The organism is Nevskia soli DSM 19509 (assembly GCF_000711955.1).
Lineage (GTDB): Bacteria > Pseudomonadota > Gammaproteobacteria > Nevskiales > Nevskiaceae > Nevskia > Nevskia soli.
Genome location: NZ_KL543998.1, coordinates 218012 through 234758 on the forward strand (window position 1 = coordinate 218012; position 16747 = coordinate 234758).

At 64.2% G+C, this 16747-nt stretch carries 14 protein-coding genes; 4 read left to right on the top strand and 10 right to left on the bottom strand.

Going from position 1 to position 16747, the window contains the following annotated elements:
- Window positions 1-19: 19 nt before the first annotated feature.
- The 4 genes from BP26_RS0123480 to BP26_RS0123500 form a co-directional block, all read right to left on the bottom strand.
- Window positions 20-952 (bottom strand): PepSY domain-containing protein, encoded by a 933-nt coding sequence (locus BP26_RS0123480; RefSeq protein WP_245611882.1) that lies wholly within the window; start codon window positions 950-952, stop codon window positions 20-22.
- A 286-nt stretch (window positions 953-1238) separates the two neighbouring features.
- The gene (locus tag BP26_RS27090; RefSeq protein WP_051749337.1) at window positions 1239-1784 is read right to left on the bottom strand and encodes an FMN-binding protein; all 546 of its coding nucleotides are present in this window, start codon (window positions 1782-1784) and stop codon (window positions 1239-1241) included.
- A gap of 92 nt (window positions 1785-1876) precedes the next feature.
- On the bottom strand, window positions 1877-2371 hold the full coding sequence (locus tag BP26_RS0123495) for a group I truncated hemoglobin (RefSeq protein ID WP_029922985.1): 495 nt from the start codon (window positions 2369-2371) through the stop codon (window positions 1877-1879).
- A gap of 49 nt (window positions 2372-2420) precedes the next feature.
- The gene (locus tag BP26_RS0123500; protein WP_029922986.1) at window positions 2421-3464 is read right to left on the bottom strand and encodes a DUF3034 family protein; all 1044 of its coding nucleotides are present in this window, start codon (window positions 3462-3464) and stop codon (window positions 2421-2423) included.
- A 694-nt stretch (window positions 3465-4158) separates the two neighbouring features.
- On the opposite strand from BP26_RS0123500, the gene BP26_RS0123505 reads away from it, so the two are divergent.
- Both BP26_RS0123505 and BP26_RS0123510 read left to right on the top strand, forming a co-directional pair.
- A complete protein-coding gene (locus BP26_RS0123505; RefSeq protein ID WP_029922987.1) occupies window positions 4159-4356 on the top strand; it encodes a hypothetical protein in 198 nt (65 codons plus the stop codon).
- Window positions 4357-4496: 140 nt separating this feature from the next.
- Entirely contained in the window at window positions 4497-4898 is a 402-nt protein-coding gene (locus BP26_RS0123510; RefSeq protein ID WP_029922988.1) for a hypothetical protein, read from the top strand.
- A gap of 87 nt (window positions 4899-4985) precedes the next feature.
- Here the strand turns inward: BP26_RS0123510 and BP26_RS0123515 are convergent, their stop codons facing one another.
- The 3 genes from BP26_RS0123515 to BP26_RS0123525 form a co-directional block, all read right to left on the bottom strand.
- Window positions 4986-5420 carry a DUF3617 domain-containing protein gene (locus BP26_RS0123515; RefSeq protein WP_157572731.1) on the bottom strand — a complete coding sequence of 145 codons (435 nt, stop codon included), beginning with the start codon at window positions 5418-5420 and terminating at the stop codon, window positions 4986-4988.
- 84 nt (window positions 5421-5504) lie between these two features.
- Window positions 5505-7421, bottom strand: coding sequence for an alkaline phosphatase family protein (locus BP26_RS0123520; RefSeq protein WP_029922990.1), 1917 nt, complete (start codon window positions 7419-7421; stop codon window positions 5505-5507).
- A 102-nt stretch (window positions 7422-7523) separates the two neighbouring features.
- Window positions 7524-9182: a multicopper oxidase family protein gene (locus BP26_RS0123525; protein WP_029922991.1), complete on the bottom strand. Its 1659-nt coding sequence runs from the start codon at window positions 9180-9182 to the stop codon at window positions 7524-7526.
- Between the two features lie 222 nt (window positions 9183-9404).
- Between BP26_RS0123525 and BP26_RS0123530 the strand changes: the two genes are divergently transcribed.
- Window positions 9405-12875, top strand: coding sequence for a pyruvate carboxylase (locus BP26_RS0123530; RefSeq protein ID WP_029922992.1), 3471 nt, complete (start codon window positions 9405-9407; stop codon window positions 12873-12875).
- Between the two features lie 13 nt (window positions 12876-12888).
- Here BP26_RS0123530 and cysQ read toward each other — a convergent pair whose 3' ends face one another.
- A complete protein-coding gene (gene cysQ, locus BP26_RS0123535) occupies window positions 12889-13692 on the bottom strand; it encodes a 3'(2'),5'-bisphosphate nucleotidase CysQ (protein WP_029922993.1) in 804 nt (267 codons plus the stop codon).
- A 171-nt stretch (window positions 13693-13863) separates the two neighbouring features.
- Between cysQ and BP26_RS0123540 the strand changes: the two genes are divergently transcribed.
- Window positions 13864-14256, top strand: a complete 393-nt coding sequence (locus tag BP26_RS0123540; RefSeq protein WP_051749338.1) for a VOC family protein — start codon at window positions 13864-13866, stop codon at window positions 14254-14256.
- Window positions 14257-14722: 466 nt separating this feature from the next.
- On the opposite strand, the gene BP26_RS0123545 is transcribed toward BP26_RS0123540, so the two are convergent.
- Both BP26_RS0123545 and BP26_RS0123550 read right to left on the bottom strand, forming a co-directional pair.
- The gene (locus tag BP26_RS0123545) at window positions 14723-15880 is read right to left on the bottom strand and encodes a helix-turn-helix transcriptional regulator (protein WP_157572732.1); all 1158 of its coding nucleotides are present in this window, start codon (window positions 15878-15880) and stop codon (window positions 14723-14725) included.
- A 12-nt stretch (window positions 15881-15892) separates the two neighbouring features.
- Window positions 15893-16726: a hypothetical protein gene (locus BP26_RS0123550; RefSeq protein WP_029922996.1), complete on the bottom strand. Its 834-nt coding sequence runs from the start codon at window positions 16724-16726 to the stop codon at window positions 15893-15895.
- Window positions 16727-16747 lie beyond the last annotated feature (21 nt).

Sequence of the window (16747 nt, forward strand, 5' to 3'; positions counted from 1 at the left end):
CGATGCGCCAAGCATTCCGCTAGGCATTCGTGTCCGGCTTGCGTGCGGGCTTGATGGCCGGCGTGGTAGCCATGCGGCTGGCCTGCTTGCGACGCGCATTGCTGGTGCGCCACATCATCCACACACCGCTGGTGGCGAGTAGCAGGGCGGCCAACCCGACGGCATCGACGAAGAAGGTACCGAAGCGGCCGAACAGGCGGCCGCTGTGCGCGTCCACCAGGATCTGCTGTACCGAGATGCTGGGGCGGGAAAACGGGACGAGCAGCTTGCGCTGCTCGGGCGGCAGCGGCTGCTTCACCGACCACTGCACGGCGGTGGCGGGGACCGGCTTCCAGCTCTCGCCTTCATCGTCGCTCTGGTAAGCGGTATCGGCGCCCTGGATGGCGATGCTGCCGGCATGCTCCTGCACTACGCCGATGCGGCGGATGGCGCCGATCGGCAGGGGCGGCATGCGCAGTTCGTCGACGCGCGTGCCATCGGGCTTGAGCAGCACCAGGCTGTCGGCGCGGGCGATGTAGAGCATCTGCTTGGCGGTTTGTCCCGGCTCGGGGGCGGCAACGAAGCCCAGCGGCGCCTCGATCGGATCCGCCAGCGGCTTGCCGTCAAGTACGGTGTTGTCGCCGGCGACGGCGAGCCAGTGGCCGCCCGCCGGCAACGCGGCCTGCGGCGGGTCCGCGTGCAGACCGTAGATCGACATCAGCCAGGTCCAGTCGATGCGGACGCTGTTGAGATTCAGGTCAGAAGCTTCATTGAGCAGGATGCCGCTCAGGCCGAGCCAGCCCAGGAACAGGAAGGCGAACAGGCCGGCGCGCTTGTGCCACTCGCGCAGGGTGGCGGTGAAATTCCGCTTGGGCTGCACCTGCGGCTGGCGCTCACGCGGGCTGACCACAGCGCGCGAGCGCCAAGGACGCAGCGTATCGGTAAGGCTGCGTTTCGGAGGCGGTTCCGACATGGTCACGGACTAAAACCTTAGGGCCTGTTAACGCTAATTTGATCGCTGCGTTGCAGTCCAAAATCGAGCCAGGCAAGGCGGAGCCCGCTGGCCATGGTGAATCCATGGCCGAGGGCGACAACGCCGCATGGCTCGATTTTGGGCGCAACCCTCCGGGACGACCTCTGGAGGCGCCCATCGCGGCGTCGTTCGTCGCTCATGTACTTCCAGTACATCACGCTCCTCTCTCCTTGCCCCGGAAACCCTCCAGAGGCCGTCGCAGCGATCAAATTAGCGTTAACAGGCCCTACGGCGGAGTCAGCGCATCCAGCGCGATGGCGGCCGCGGCCATACGCTGCATCATCAGCACCGACAGCGTGGCGCCGGAGATGCTGTCGATGGTGCGGTCAAGCTTGCCGCCGACGGCGTGGGCCCCGGTGAACTTGTTGAGAAACGAAGCCTGCGCGATTTCCTCGCCGTGCGATTCACGGTAGATGAGGACGCGCGCAATATCGATGGCGCCGCCCTTGACGACGAAGGCGGCGGTGGTGAGCTGGTAGCCCTGCTTGCCCTTGTCCTCGATCACCCAGGCGGTCTTGCCGTTGGCTTTCCAGTAGCGCAGGCGGGATTGCTGATAGCTGTGGCCCAGGGCCGCGGTGACCTGCGCCTGTGCCGGTCCATCCAGATCGAGGAATTTCGGCGCCGGCACCGTTGCACCGAAAGTTTCGGCCAGGAACGCATCCTGGGTCTCGTAGATATCGTCGATCGCGTGAGCGGCGCCGCCGGTGCCCAGCCCTAGAAGGAGGGCGGGAACGGTAAGCGATGCGCGTTTGAACGAATGGTGCACTTTCAAAAAACCTCCTGGTTTGTGGAAAACCCATTGGGCACCCTGCCCAATGGGTTTATCCGTCTACAGCTTCTGGACTGCTTGCAGATAAAACTCTGTTACTTGGTCACGATAACGCGTTCGAACGGCGCCAGCGCGGCGATCAGCTGGTTGCAGACGTGATACGGCGTACGTGCCGCATCGCAGGCGAGGTAGGCATCTTCCACCACCGCGTTGAACTGCGTCAGGGTCAGGCCCAACTCGGCATGGGCCGCACTCATGCTCGCACCGGAATAGTGCGCAGGCCCGCCCAGCACCATGTTCTCCAACTCCTTGTTCAACGCCATCTGGCGCTGCACGTGGCCGTGAGTGTTGAAGATCTGGTTGATACGGTTGTCGGCAAGAATGTAGTAGAACAGATCGTCCACCCACACGTCGATGCCGGCCTGGCCGCCGAACTTCTCCAGCGAGTCGCTGGGGATGCCGATGACGGCCGGGGTCTTGCCCTCGGTGCGGTTGGCCACCGGGTCGCCGCTGGCGCAACCGGCGCCGATGCTGGCGGCGAACAGCGCGGTCGCCAGAACCAGCGGTTTGAAACCTTGAATCTGCTTCATGAAAGTCTCCTTAATCTTTGGCAATCGCTACGATGTTTCGGCGGGGGGCTCAGAAACTGGCCGCCATCGAAATGTAGTAGCCGTACTGGTTGGGCGTGAAGGTGATGTTGCCCAGGTCGAGGACGGCCGCGGTGAAGGACAGGTTCTTGGCCGGCGCGAAGGCGACGAACAGATCGATCCAGTCGCTTTCGTTCTGCTGCGTCAGCGTCGTGTCCAGACCGCCGAGGCCGAGCGAGCCGAGCAAAGTGTTCACACCGCTCAGGGTGGAGACGGTTTTGCCGCCCAGATTGTTGCCATGCTGCTGATACTCGCCGCCGATGGCGATGTTCTTCGCCAGCAGGTAGGCCAGAGACCCTTCCATGCGGAGTTTCCGATGGTTGCCGCCAGTATCGCTGCCGAAGCCGGTGAGACCGGTTTCATTGGCGCTGGTGTAACGCGCCGTGAAGTCGATCGCGGTGCTGATCGGGAAGAAGATCTTGGTGACGGCCAGGTAGGCTTCAAAGTCCGATGCCTTGTCCGCGCCCAAGGTCTTCAACAAGGCCTTGTTGCCGTTGACCTTGTAGAAACCGCCAAGGGCGACCTGCGGCTCCCAGGTGTCCGAGTCGTAGATCGCCTCGCCGATGAGACGCAGCTTGGCACCGTAGATGTTCATCTTGATGGTGGTGTTCCAGGGCTCGACACCGCCGATGGTGCTGGAGGTGCTGCTGCCGGAAAGCGCGCTGTTGAGCAGGCCCACAGTATCGAAGGTGCTGCCGGTGGGCAAAACCGAGTAGGCGTACGACACCTCGAAACGGTCGTAGAAGCCCACCGCGATGCCGGCGGTGTTGAGGCTGTAGTTCGGCAAGCTGGCGTAGGTGTAGTGCACGTTGGCATTGATGCCGTCGCGCGTTTCGTTGCCGGCGATCACCGCCCATGGCACTGCACCGCCACCGGCCGCACCGTCCACCATGCTGACACCTTGGGTCAAGAACACCTTGCCGTCGTTGTAGTCGAACCAGCCAGCATGAGCGGTACCACCGATGCAGGATGCCGCCGCCACAAGCAGTGCCGCGTAACGCTTGAACGGGGATTTGCTCCCTTTTAACCCTTTCATTCCTGAGCTCCTTAAAAAATATGTGTGCAACGAAAGCCGCGTACCGAAGCGGATTCCGCGAGGCAAAAAAAAACGTCCACGTCGCTGGCTGTCATTGCCAGTAACGTGGACGTCGCTGTCCGCAGGATCAGGCGCCTTTGCCCGATCCACCCGTAACTTGTGCGCCTTTAGGTACGCACTGAAATCAACATCGCAATCCCCGTGCCAGAATTCGCGAAATGCCCGCAAGCATTGCCGAACCCTTCCCCTTCCGACACTCCATAACAGCATCGGCTGCGGCAGGCAGGCATCGTTTGCGAATTGCCTGCCCGTACGATCTCCTCGCGTGATCTCCACATGAGGCCTCGATCGTTGCCGGGTGCAGCCTTGATTTAAAGTAGCAATCTATATGCCATGTTAATGGTCTTGCCGCCGCGCACTTCATACTCCTTATATATGCAGCTGGCAGCGCCCCGATCGAATCCGCAGCCGCAGCTCTGCATATCGGCAATTGCGCACGACCCAAGAAAGAGCGGTCGCGGCGGCGCGTGCCACTTTATGTGGCAAAGTATTTGCCGATTTATGCTTCCGTCGATGGATTTGCACCATTCCCCTGCCTGCGGGAACCCCGCGGCAACGAAAACGGCGCAACTTCTCTGGCACAGGGTTTGCGAAGTTCCATGATGCTTAGGGTCAGACGAGGAAGTCTGATCCTGTGGACATCGACGTCCGCGTTGTCGGCATTGCGCCCGGCAACGCGGACTTTTTTTTGGCCGACAACACGGAGTCTGGTGCAATGGAACAGTTACGCAGCGAACATCTGTCCTTGTTCGAGTGCCTGGCGGTAGTGGCCGCCCTGGCGCTGCAGATCGCATCCCTGCTTACGCTGCTGCAGAGCCACGCCGGGCTCTGATGGCGCTGCCCGGGTGCCGCTTCGGCAACCACAAACAGCGCAACGGTGGCAATGCTGCAGGCAGAGGTCCTGGCGGCTGGATAAAACCTGGCTAGCTATTTGCTAGTTTACCCTTACCATTAATAAGTAGGTGCCAGCCGATGCAAACCCCGCTCACCACTTCCGGGAACCGCCCCTTCCGAATCCTGCTTGCGCTGGCCACCCTGGCCTTGTGCACGACGGCCCGGGCCGAAGCTCCGCTGCGCTACCAGTGCGTCACCACCTTGGCGTTCGGTCCCAGCCATTGCCCCGGCGTGATCGCCCCGATGCATGAAAAGGGCGCGTTGGAGATCGATCTGGAACGGAAGCTGTGGAAATACGATCACCTGACCGGCCCGATCGAGAGCGAGGGCAGCGTCGTCACCCTGAAGAAATGGGGTGCCGGCATGGCAGGCCGCGACGCCACCGTCGACCGCAACAGCGGCGAGTTCAACTTTCACCTGGAGTCCGGCTGCCTGGTCGAGCACCAGACCGGCACCTGCGAGCCAATACCGCCCCCGTAAGGCCAGCCGACGCGACACCGTGCGGCGCGGCGGCACCGCGCGGGGTCAAGCGGATCGTATCGACGAATGGTGTTCAGGCGCGCTCCCTCAGTCGGAGGGGCTGGTACAGGCGGCAACACGCTCACCCTCCACGCGCAAACTGCCGGGCGGCGCCTTGGCCTTGCCGCCGAGGGCGGCGATGGTACCGCTGTAGTGCTTGGGGCTGTCGAACACCAGCGAACCCTCGCTGGGGGCGGCGCCGCAGGCCCGATGCCACTTGAGCGAGGAAACGGTCCGCTCGTAGGTGGCGGACTTGCAAGCCGGCGCGCGCGCATCGAGTTGCGCAAAGGCCTGCCAGGGATCGGCCGCCTCGTCGACACAATGCCATCGCAACGGCGGCGTGGTGCCGGCACTCCCCGGCTCCAGGCTGTAGGTGGTTTTCCACAGTCCCGGCATGGCGCCGAAATCATCCGCCTGGGCGGCGGCGATGCCGGATAAAAGCAAGAGCGCGCCGGCGGCGCACGAGGTGAATGATCGATTCATCGGGAATCCTGATACGGTGCCAGGTACTGAAAAAGGCCGGCAGCCTCACGGCTGCCGGCCCTATACAGCATAGGCTGCTTGCGTTCAGCTGGACGGGAACACGAACATGTCCATCAAGTCGCCAATCGCAGGCTGGTTGCCCGGCACGTAGGCGTTGGGCCCCGCGGTCGGATTCGGCAGGTTGTCGCGGCTGATGGTGGAGATGGGTTCACCCAGCTTCCAGTTGGCCTCGACGAATTTGTCGAAAGAGACGTGATCGCCGTAGGTGTGGACGACGCGGCCGCCGGTGGAGTACTTCGACACCACGATCAGCGGGATGCGGGTGCCGTCGCCGAAGAAGTCGATCGGCTGCACATAACCGGAGTCGTAGTAGCCGCCGCCCTCGTCGAAGGTGACCATCACTGCGGTGTTGGCCCACAGCGTGGGGTTGGCCTTGACCATGTCGATGATCTTCTTGCTGAAGCCTTCGAACAGATCCAGCTTGGACGAGGCCGGGTGACCGTCGAGCAGGCCGTCCGGCTTGACGATCGACACCGCCGGCAGGTCGCTGTTGTTGATGTCCGCGTAGAGGTCGCCGATGTCCTGGTTCTTGGCGCGCAATTCCGGGTTGGTCATGACCTGCGTGGAGTACAGGAAGGGATCGCAGATGTTGCAGAAGGTGCCGGCTTCGCCGTCTTCCGCACCGCCGTCAAAACCTTCGCCGTAGTACTTCCAGCTGACGCTGTGCTTTTCCAGCAGGGTGGCCAGGTTCGGCTGGGTGCTCGGCGGGATGGTGTACGTGGTGGCGCCGAGGGGCGCCGCTGCACCGGTGCCGAGGTAGCCGGGGTTGTAATTGTTGACCAGGTAGTACTGGTTGGACACGCAGTTTCCGCCATTGAAGACCTTGTACGGCAGGGCCTTCAGGTAGTTGAGCACCGCGCTTACACCCGGCTTGGTGGCATCGGCGCAGTCGACGTAGGAGCCGCCGCTGTAGCCGTCCTGGGTGTAATAGTTGTTGGTGCCCGCCTGCGCATCCGGATTCTCGATCTGGGCGGCCGGCGGAGTGCCGGGGGTGCCGTCCGGATTGGCGTAGTAGATGAGGCTGCCGTAGCCCAGCATGATGTGGTTGGCACCGGTGCCGCCCATGATCGACTGGTGGAAGTTGTCGCTGATGGTGTAGTCGTCTGCCAGGGACTTGAAATACGGCGCATCACCCTTGGCGACGTTGAGGAACTGCATCGAGGTGGAACCCTCGCCCGTGCTCTGGTCGGTGAAGCCGGCCGGCTGCGCCGCGCCGTTGCTGCCGGCGCCGATGGTGACTTCGACCCAGGGGAACAGATCATTCTGGCAACCGCTCGGATTCTGCGTGGTGCTGGCGGTGATGCTGCAATCCAGCTGCTGCCACATCTGGAAGAAGCGGTGCACCGGGCTGCTGGCGTAGTCGTCGTAGCTCAGCGGGCCGTTCATGTCCACCGGCGCATTGGGCAGCGTGGTGGCGTTGGTGAAGCGCGTGTCGACCGAGTTGGTCTTGAGGCCGGTGCCGCCGTTGGCCAGTTCGCCATAGGCGGTGCTGGGCAGGGCCGGCTCGACCGTAGCAGCCTGCGTGCCGGACGCGAAGTGCGGATTGGTCGGCGCGCCGCCGGTCATCATCGGCGGCAGCGTCGCGTAAGCGGTTTTGCCGGTGGTCGGGCTGATGGAGTACGCGCCATTGGCGGTGGCCTGGAACTGCTTGGCCAGCGCGACGTTTGTCCCCGGGGTACCGTCGGCGTTGACGATGCCCTTGGACAGGAGGTTGGAAACCGTCTGCCCGGCGGTGTGCGGCGTATAGGTGGCGAAGACGTGATCGAAGGTGCGGTTCTCGCCGATGATCAGGATGACGTGCTGGATCGGCGTGGCGGCAACGCCGGCGCCGCCGGTGCCGTTGTTGTCGTTGGAGCATGAGGCCGCGAATGCGCTGGCGATGGCCAACGCCGCGGCACCGGCAAAAGTGCGCAGCTTGAACTGGGGGGATAACCGGATCACGTGACACTCCCTGTGTGTGTGATGGGGGACCCGAAGTGTGCCCAGAGAAAATGACGCGAAGGTTTCGTTTCCGTGAAACCTCAATCCAGACAGTACCTTGCGTTACTCCTTTGTAAGGATGTCGTAAGGTCGCATCATTTCGTTGTCCTCGTGTTCGAGCAGGTGGCAATGCCACACATAGCGGCCGGGATAGCCCTCGAAGCGCACGATGATGCGGGTCACCATGCCCGGATCGGTGCGTACCGTGTCCTTCCAGCCCGCTTCCTGCGGCGGCGGCGGCACGGCCGGACCGGTGTAGCGCAGGGTCTTGCTGGCGTTGTAGGCGAACACATCGAATGGACGGCGGTCGAGAATCTGGAAACGCACCAGGTGCAGATGGATCGGGTGGGCGTCGCCGGTAAGGTTGAGCAGGCTCCAGATTTCCACCGTGTCGAGCGTCGGCGTTTCGGTGACCGGCCGATCCCAGTGCGTGCCGTTGAGCAGCACCATGGTGGAGTTGCCGGCGTAGTCGTCGCGCTCGCCCAGAGTCAGCAGGCGCGTCTTCACCGCCTCGGCTTCGGCGATGCGCGGCACGGGGCGCAGCTTCTGCGGCAGCGCGGCGCGGTCCTTGCCGCCGCCCTTGCGCACGCGGAACTGCATCACTTCCTGCGACTCCTGCTGCAGCACGATCTGTTCACCGGCATGCGCCGAGAAATCGATGACGAGGTCGGCGCGCTCGGCCGGAAACAGCGTCACGTCCTTCAGCGTCACCGGCTGCGGCAGCAGACCGCCGTCGCTGCCGATCTGCTGGAAGTCCTGACCGTTGGACAGGGTCAGGTGGAAGGAGCGCCCGTTGGCGGCATTGAGCAGGCGCAAGCGATAGCGGCGCGGCTCCACTTCCAGATAAGGAAACAGCTTGCCGTTGCAGACGATGGCGTTGCTGTAGAACTCGGGCACCCAAGGCGCGCGCGCATCGCCGGAGGTGAGATAGTAAAGTTGGCCGTCGCGATCGAGCCGGCGGTCGTAGATCACCAGCGGGATGTCGCACTCGCCGCGCGGCAGATCCAGCGCATCCTCCGCCTCGTCGCGCACGATGAAGAAGCCGAACAGGCCGGCGAACATGTTGAGGCGGGTGATGCCCATGGCATGATCGTGGTACCACAGCGTGGCCGCATCCTGCTGGTTGGGATAGTGGAAAGTGGCGGACTTGCCGGAGGTCCACCAGCGCTCGGGATAGCCGTCACCCTGCGGCGGCACCTTGGCGCCGTGCACGTGGGCGATGGTGCGCACCTCGGGCTTGTTGGCCTCGGCGCCGTGAACGTTGAAGTCCACCGGCAGCAGGTGCTTGCGCGGCAGGGCGTTGACCCACTCCACCAGCAGGCCCTGGCCGCTCCGGGTTTCGATGGTCGGGCCGGGAACGCTGCCGGCATAGCCCCACTGGCGCGTTGGCTTGAGATCGCGATGCAATTGCGCCAGGCATTCACGCATTTCGACGCGGTAGTAAGGCAGCGCCAGCCCTGAGTCTTCGGGGCTGGGCCGCGTTCCGGCGCTGCGCAGGACCGGCGGGATCGGCAGGAGATCGACGAAGCGCGCCAGGGTCAGGGGGTTGAGCGGCGGCCCGGAGGGCAGCACCTGGTTGCGGAACGCGACCTTGCGCAGCGCGGCGCCGCCGCAGAGCGGCAACTGCGGCAAGGGCTCGGCTTCGAATGCCGGCGGGCTGACCGCCAGCGCGGCGGTGGCAAGACCGCCGCGCAGCAGGAAATCCCTGCGATTGATAGGCACCAGAACGTCCATGTCTGAGTTGGAAAATCCGCACCGGATGGGGCGCGGCGAACCGGAATGAGGCGTGGATCCCGGCCGGTGTGGCAAAGATAGGCACGGCACATGAATCCTTTGTTTCAGGACAATATTTCTTACCCTGAAGGCAGTACGCCGGCGTAGGGTTGAAGCAGCGACACAATTCGGTAATCTGGACCGGCAACCCCTCTTTTCCAGGAACTCGCAATGTCCTCCGCGAACGAATCCGGCCACCGGATCCGCAAGCTGCTTGTCGCCAATCGCGGTGAAATTTCCATCCGCGTCATGCGGGCCGCGGCGGAAATGGGAATTCGCACCGTTTCGATCTACGCCCACGAGGACCGCTTCGCCCTGCACCGTTTCAAGGCGGACGAGAGCTACCTGGTGGGCGCCGGCGCCAAGCCGATCGCCGCCTACCTGGACATCGCCGACATCATCCGCACCGCCAAGGATGCGCAGGTCGACGCCATCCATCCGGGCTACGGCTTCCTGTCCGAGAACCCGGCCTTCGCCGAAGCCTGCGCCGCGGCCGGCATCCTGTTCATCGGTCCGCAGCCGCTGGTATTGAAGACGCTCGGCGACAAGGTAGCCGCGCGCAAGGCGGCGGAACTGGCCCAAGTGCCGGTGCTGCCGGCCTCGCGTGCCCTGCCCCACGAGCTGGACGCGTGCAAGCCGATCGTCGCCGCGGTCGGCTATCCGGTGATGATGAAGGCCAGCTGGGGCGGCGGCGGCCGCGGCATGCGCGTGATCGAGTCCGAGGCGGAGCTGGGGCCGCAGATGGAATCGGCGCGGCGCGAAGCCAAGGCCGCTTTCGGCAACGACGAGGTCTACGTCGAGAAGTTGGTGCGGCGCGCGCGCCATGTCGAGGTGCAGGTGCTCGGCGACAGCCACGGCAACCTGATCCACCTGTTCGAGCGCGACTGCTCGGTGCAGCGGCGCAACCAGAAGGTGGTGGAGCGCGCGCCGGCGCCGTACCTGAAACAGGATCAGCGCCAGGAGTTGTGCGACGCCGCGCTGCGGCTGTGCCGGCAGGTGAATTACTCCCACGCCGGCACCGTCGAGTTCCTGATGGATGCCGACACCGGCCACTTCTACTTCATCGAGGTCAACCCGCGCATCCAGGTGGAACACACGGTCACCGAGGAGGTGACCGGCGTGGATATCGTCAAGGCGCAGATCCGCGTTTCCGAGGGCGCGCGCATCGGCGATCCCGATTCCAAGCTGCCGACGCAGGACCAGGTCAAGCTGGACGGGCATGCGCTGCAATGCCGCGTCACCACCGAGGATCCGGAGAACGGTTTCACTCCGGACCATGGCCGTCTGCTGGCCTACCGCAGCCCGGCCGGCTTCGGCATCCGCCTCGACGGCGGCACTGCCTATTCCGGCGCCGTGATCACACCGTTCTACGATTCCATGCTGGTCAAGGTGACCGCCTGGGCGCCGACGGTGGACGAGGCGATCCTGCGCATGGATCGCGCCCTGCGCGAGTTCCGCATCCGCGGCCTGTCCACCAATCTGCAATTCCTGGAAAAGGTCATCGGCCATCCGCAGTTCCGCTCCGGCGAGTGCATCACCCGCTTCATCGACAACACGCCGGAGCTGTTCGTGTTCGCGCCGCGGCGCGACCGCGCCACGCGCGTGCTGCGCTTCATCGGCGACGTCATCGTCAACGGCAATCCGGAGATGAAGGGCCGCAAGGCGCCGGCGCTGCCGCTGGCCGCGCCGATCAAGCCGAAAATCGACCTGGGCCAGCCGGTGCCGCGCGGCCTGCGCGACCTGCTCAAGGAGAAGGGCCCGGACGGCTTCGCCAAATGGATGAAGGAGCAGCAGCGGGTGCTGCTCACCGACACCACCATGCGCGACGCGCACCAGTCGCTGTTTGCCACGCGCATGCGCAGCAAGGACATCGTCGCCATCGCGCCGTATTACGCGCGCATGCTGCCGAACCTGCTGTCGCTGGAATGCTGGGGCGGCGCCACCTTCGACGTGGCCCTGCGCTTCCTCAAGGAGGATCCGTTCCAGCGCCTGGCGGACCTGCGCGAGGCGGTGCCCAATATTCCGCTGCAGATGCTGCTGCGCTCGGCCAACGCGGTGGGCTACACCAACTACGCCGACAACGTGGTCAAGTACTTCGTGCAGCAGGCGGCGCAGGCCGGCGTCGATATCTTCCGCATCTTCGACTGCCTCAATGCGGTGGAGAACATGCGCCTGCCGATCGATGCGGTGCGCGAGGCCGGCGGCCTGGCGGAGGCGGCGATCTGCTACACCGGCGACCTGTTCGATAGCAGCCGGCCCAAGTACAACCTGAAGTACTACATCGACCTGGCCAAGGTGCTGGAGAAGGCCGGCGCCCAGGTGCTGAGCATCAAGGACATGTCCGGCGTGTGCCGCCCGCGCGCGGCGCGCGAGCTGGTACGGGCGCTGAAGCAGGAAGTCGGCCTGCCGTTGCACTTCCATACGCACGATACCAGCGGCATCGCCGCGGCCAGCGTGCTGGCCGCCATCGAGGCCGGCTGCGACGCGGTGGACGGCGCGCTCGACTCGATGAGCGGGCTCACCTCGCAGCCCAATCTCGGCAGCATCGCCAGCAGCCTCACCGGCAGCGAGCGCGACGCGGGCGTGGACCTGGAGGCGATGCAGCGGCTGTCCGATTACTGGGAGGGCGTGCGCCGTTTCTATTCGCCGTTCGAAGCCGACATCCGCTCCGGCACTTCCGATGTCTACCGCCACGAAATGCCGGGCGGCCAGTACACCAATCTGCGCGAGCAGGCCCGCTCGCTGGGACTGGAATCGCGCTGGCCCGAAGTGTCCCATGCTTACGCCGAGGTGAATCAGCTGTTCGGCGACATCGTCAAGGTGACCCCGACCTCCAAGGTGGTCGGCGACATGGCCTTGTACATGGTGTCGAACGGGCTGACGGCGGCGGATGTGCGGGATCCGGACAAGGCCATCGACTTTCCCGAATCGGTGATCTCGCTGATGAGGGGGGAGCTCGGCTTCCCCGCCGACGGCTTCCCGGCCGCGCTGCAGAGCAAGGTGCTGAAGGGCAAGCCGCCGCTGAAGGGGCGTCCGGGCGAGTCGATCCCGCCGGTGGACCTCGCCGCGGCGAAGGCGGAAGCGGAGAAGGCTCTGGGCCTGCCGTTATCCGATGCCGACCTTGCTTCCTATCTGATGTATCCGAAGGTCTTCAGGGAATTCGTCGAGCACCAGAAACTCTATGGCGATGTCAGCACCCTGCCCACACCGGTGTTCTTCTACGGCCTGCCGGAGCAGCAGGAAGAGATCAGCGTCGACATCGAGCCGGGCAAGACCCTGGTGATCCGGCTGCAGAGCCGCACCGATCTGGAAGATGAAGGCGTGTCCAAGCTGTTCTTCGAGCTCAACGGCCAGTCGCGCATGATCCGAGTGCCGCGCGCCGGTGCGGCGAAGTCCACCACGGAGCGCCCCAAGGCCGAGGACGGCAACGCCAACCAGATCGGCGCCCCAATGCCGGGCATGGTGGTGCGCGTGGCGGTGCAGAAGGGCCAGAGCGTGACCAAGGGTGAGCCGCTGATGGCGCTGGAGGCGATGAAGATGGAAACCGTCATCGCCGCCCCGCGCGACGCGGTGGTGAAGCAGATTCACACAGGGCCGGGGATCACGGTGAATGCGAAGGATTTGCTGATCGAGCTGGAGTGATCGGCACGGCCGGTCAGCGCGCCGCGAACGGATCCAGCGTGCCTGTCGCGACGAACCAGCCGTTGGCGAAGTCGCTGTCGGTGGGCTGGTTGCGCTTGCCATAGGCGAGCGGCCGGCCTTCCATGTCCAGCACCTTGCCGCCGGCGGCGCGCAGCACGGCATCGGCGGCGGCGGTATCCCATTCCATGGTCCGGGCCAGACGCGGGTAGAGGTCGGCTTCGCCGGCGGCGACGCGGCAGAACTTGAGCGAGGAGCCGGCGGAAACGAACTCGGCAACCTTGAAGCGCTCGATGAAGGTCTTGGTTTCCTCGGTCAGGTGCGAACGACTGGCCTGGACCTTGATGCCGCCGGGCGGCACCGGGCGCACATGGATTTCGGTCCATGGTCCGCGCTTGCCGTCCTTCACCAGGGCGCGGCGGGCGCCCTGCCCCACGCCACCGGCGTAAAGTTCGCCGATCGCCGGCGCATAGACCACGCCGAGTACCGGCACGCCGTCTTCGATCAGGGCGATATTGACGGTGAAGTCGCCGTTCCTGGACAGGAATTCCTTGGTGCCGTCGAGTGGATCGACCAGGAAGAACGGCTTGCCGGCGGTCTGCGGGATGCGGCCGGCGGCGACGGACTCCTCCGCCACCACCGGGATCTGCGGCGCAAGGCTGCCCAGCTGTTCCAGGATGATGGATTCGGCCAGCGCATCGGCCACAGTGACCGGCGAGCCATCGCCCTTGAGCGTGGCCTCTTCCGGCTTCATCCGCTCGTACACGGGCAGGATCGCCGCTCCCGCTTGCAGCGCGATGCCAATCAACTGGTCGATCATTGATGCCGCCTTCCGGTGATGAGGCTGGAGTGTCCGCGAGTTGCGTGGCGCGCGGCATCACCCGACAGGACTATCCGCATCGCGCGGCGCGTAGTCCCGCAGGACGATGCCTGGATTCCGGCATGACGCACCATTGCCGCATCGGTTCAGGACGAGATGAGGTGTATGGCGATGAAGATGAACCTGCTGCTGTGCCCGGTCAACGACCTCGCAGCGGCGATCGCGTTCTATCGCGATACGCTCGGCTGGCCGGTGAAATTCCGCGACGGCGACCGTTACTGTGCCATCGACGCCGGCGGCCTCACCTTGGGCCTGGCGGCGCAAGAGGAGCGCATCGTCGAGGAACCGGCGCCGGTCCTGCGGGTGGACGACATCGAGCAGAATCTGGCGGTGATGATTGCGGCGGGCGCCAGCATCGCCCGGCCGCTGGAACAGGGCCCGCACGAAGTTCGCGCGGTGTTGCGCGCCCCGGGCGGCGGCACGCTGGTGCTTTCGGCAAGCCGCCCCCCGGGAATCGGCAATCCTGAAAAACGGGCAAATGGAAGCCAGCCGGGCTTACCCTGAACACTTCCGCTGGCCAAGCGGTGCCGGCTGGACTAAAGTTGCGGACCGGATTCACCGCGGACATAAAAAAAGGCCACATCGGTAAGGATGTGGCCTGAAAGATCCCATAGGTGCGGGATCTGGAGGAGATGTTCGAAGCGGGATCCGTCTTGACCCACTCACTTCATGGGGTGTATTAAACACCGCTTGCTGCGTTGCAACAATTGATTTTTTCTACCATCAGAGATTAGAAAAACTAAATTGTCGCCGAAGGCCTGCCTTTCGTGAGGCTTCGCTGCTGCAATCCCTGGCGGCCGGCATGCTGGCGCGGCACCTGCCGGACTGGCCGGGGCGAGTGAGCACAAAAATAAAATAAATATTAAAAATCAATAGCTCGTGAAATTTATTTAAGGCAAGGCCGCATCATCGGCCACCCGATTTCACGGCAATGATGCCGTAAACCCCTCCTTGCGAGGGTACGGTTGCCTCATCCCGCCATGACGGCGACGCTGTTCAAAATAACCCTGACCAGCCCCGCCTGACGCTGGATTCCAACCTTGGCGAAGATGGAGCGCAAGTGGGTGCGCGCCGTATTGCGGCGGATGTCGAGCGTGGCGGCGGCCTCATCCAGCGTGGCGCCATTGGTCATTTCCAGGGCCAGCCGGGTTTCCACCGGGGTAAGACCGAACAACTGGCCCACGGCGGACGGAGCGGGATTGCAGTCCTGGAGGGGATCACGCAGGAATACTGCGACTGCCGGGCGGCGCCGGCCCTCATCGAGCGGTCCGGGCGGCAGCGGCTGCACCACCAGGCCGAGGCGGGAACAGCCATCGGCCCGGGTGGCGGACACGGCGACGCCCTCGCTTCCAGTCCCGCAGGCGGCACGTTGCAGCGCGGCCTTGATCACACCGCGCAGGCGGCGGTCTTCGGCCGGCGCATCGCAGGCCAGCATGGCGTTGAGCAGGCGCAAGCCGTCCTTGCGGCGCAGGATGCGGTCGGCGGCACCGTTGCTGCTCAGCAATGCACCGCCTTGGTCGAGCAGCACCAGGCCCAGACCGAGCCGCTCCACGGCCTGCGACAGCAAGTGGTTCTCCGCATCACGACGGCTTTGCAGGAAATAGCCGCGCAGCGCGCGTTTGAAATGCGGCAGCAGCGATTCGCCGTAGTGCAGATCCTGCTCATTGAACGCCCCTTCCCGGCTGCCGCGGCAGATGCGCAGGCGCACACGCACATCCGGCATCACCAGGATGTCGGCGCCGATGGCGTGGCGCGGAACGCGGCCGTCGCCGGAAATATCCTGCACCGGAAGCATGCGGTCGCAAGGCAGATCGTGGAACGGCACACCCGGCGGACAGCGTCCACCCGGCAAGTAGGGAGAATCTTCCGCCAGCCATAATGGGCCGCCGGCGGCAACCAGTTGCGCCGGCAGATGCTCGCCGGCCGGGCGCAGCAGCAACGCCGCCCATGATGCCTTCAAATCCGCCTGGATGCGCTTGAGCACCCCGCTCCAGGGTTGTTGCTCGTAAGGACCCTGGTAAATCGCGCCGAGAAGATCCGCGAAGCGCTCCCGCGCGGTCTCGTCCGGCTCGATCACCGGCTGTTTTCTGTTGGGGCCGGTGGTTATCGCTTGCGAACGGAAAGACATGGATACCCTCGCTCAGGCAATCGGGCCGACCAGCCAGGTGAACAGATCCAGCAGGAGCAGCACCACCATGCTGACGAACGATGCTTCGACGACGCAGCGCGACAGCGACCAGCGTTCCCCTTGCGCCTCTTCGTCGAGACGAAACACATTGGGAAAGCTGACGATGAAATACAGGGCATAACAGGCCGAGCCCAGGCTCAGCATGCGCGGCATGTCGATGTACCAGACATTGGCCCTGGCCGAAGAGTTGACGTAGAGGAAGGTCTCGGCCCAGGCGAAGAAATAGGCAGTGACCGCCACCGTGACCACCCACAACAGATAGCGCAGCGTCTTCGGCAGCGTAGGCGTCAGGCTCTTCACCCGCCGCATGCAGATCACCGAAGCGGTGTGATAGACGATGAAGAAAGCGATGGCGTTGAAATACATGCCCAGCGGCACCTTCTCGAAGTTCCGCATGGCGCCGGCCTCATCCGGTCCGACCAGCGCCGAGTCCAGGTACAGGCTGACGTGGGGAAAGCGGTAGCGGATGCCCAGGGTCTTGAAGAAGTATTCGGTATGGAAATAGGTGGCGAAGAAAACGTAGACGAACATGTACAGGTTGAACTTGAACCAGAAGCTGTCGCGCCAGGGCACGCCGCTGTGACGGCGCAGAAACAGCGGCAGCAGCAGGCAATAAGGGATCCACATCAGCAGGTTCTGGGCGATATGCCAGAAATTGCCGACGTCGAGCCAGCCCATTTTCTGGATCAGGGCGTTGTAGGCGAAGAAGACCGGAATGAACCCCAGGAAGAATTTCTCGGCCCAGGCCTTGTCGGGATTTCTGGAGAACCAGTAGCCGGGAAGCATCAGGATTTCGCTCCGCAGGCC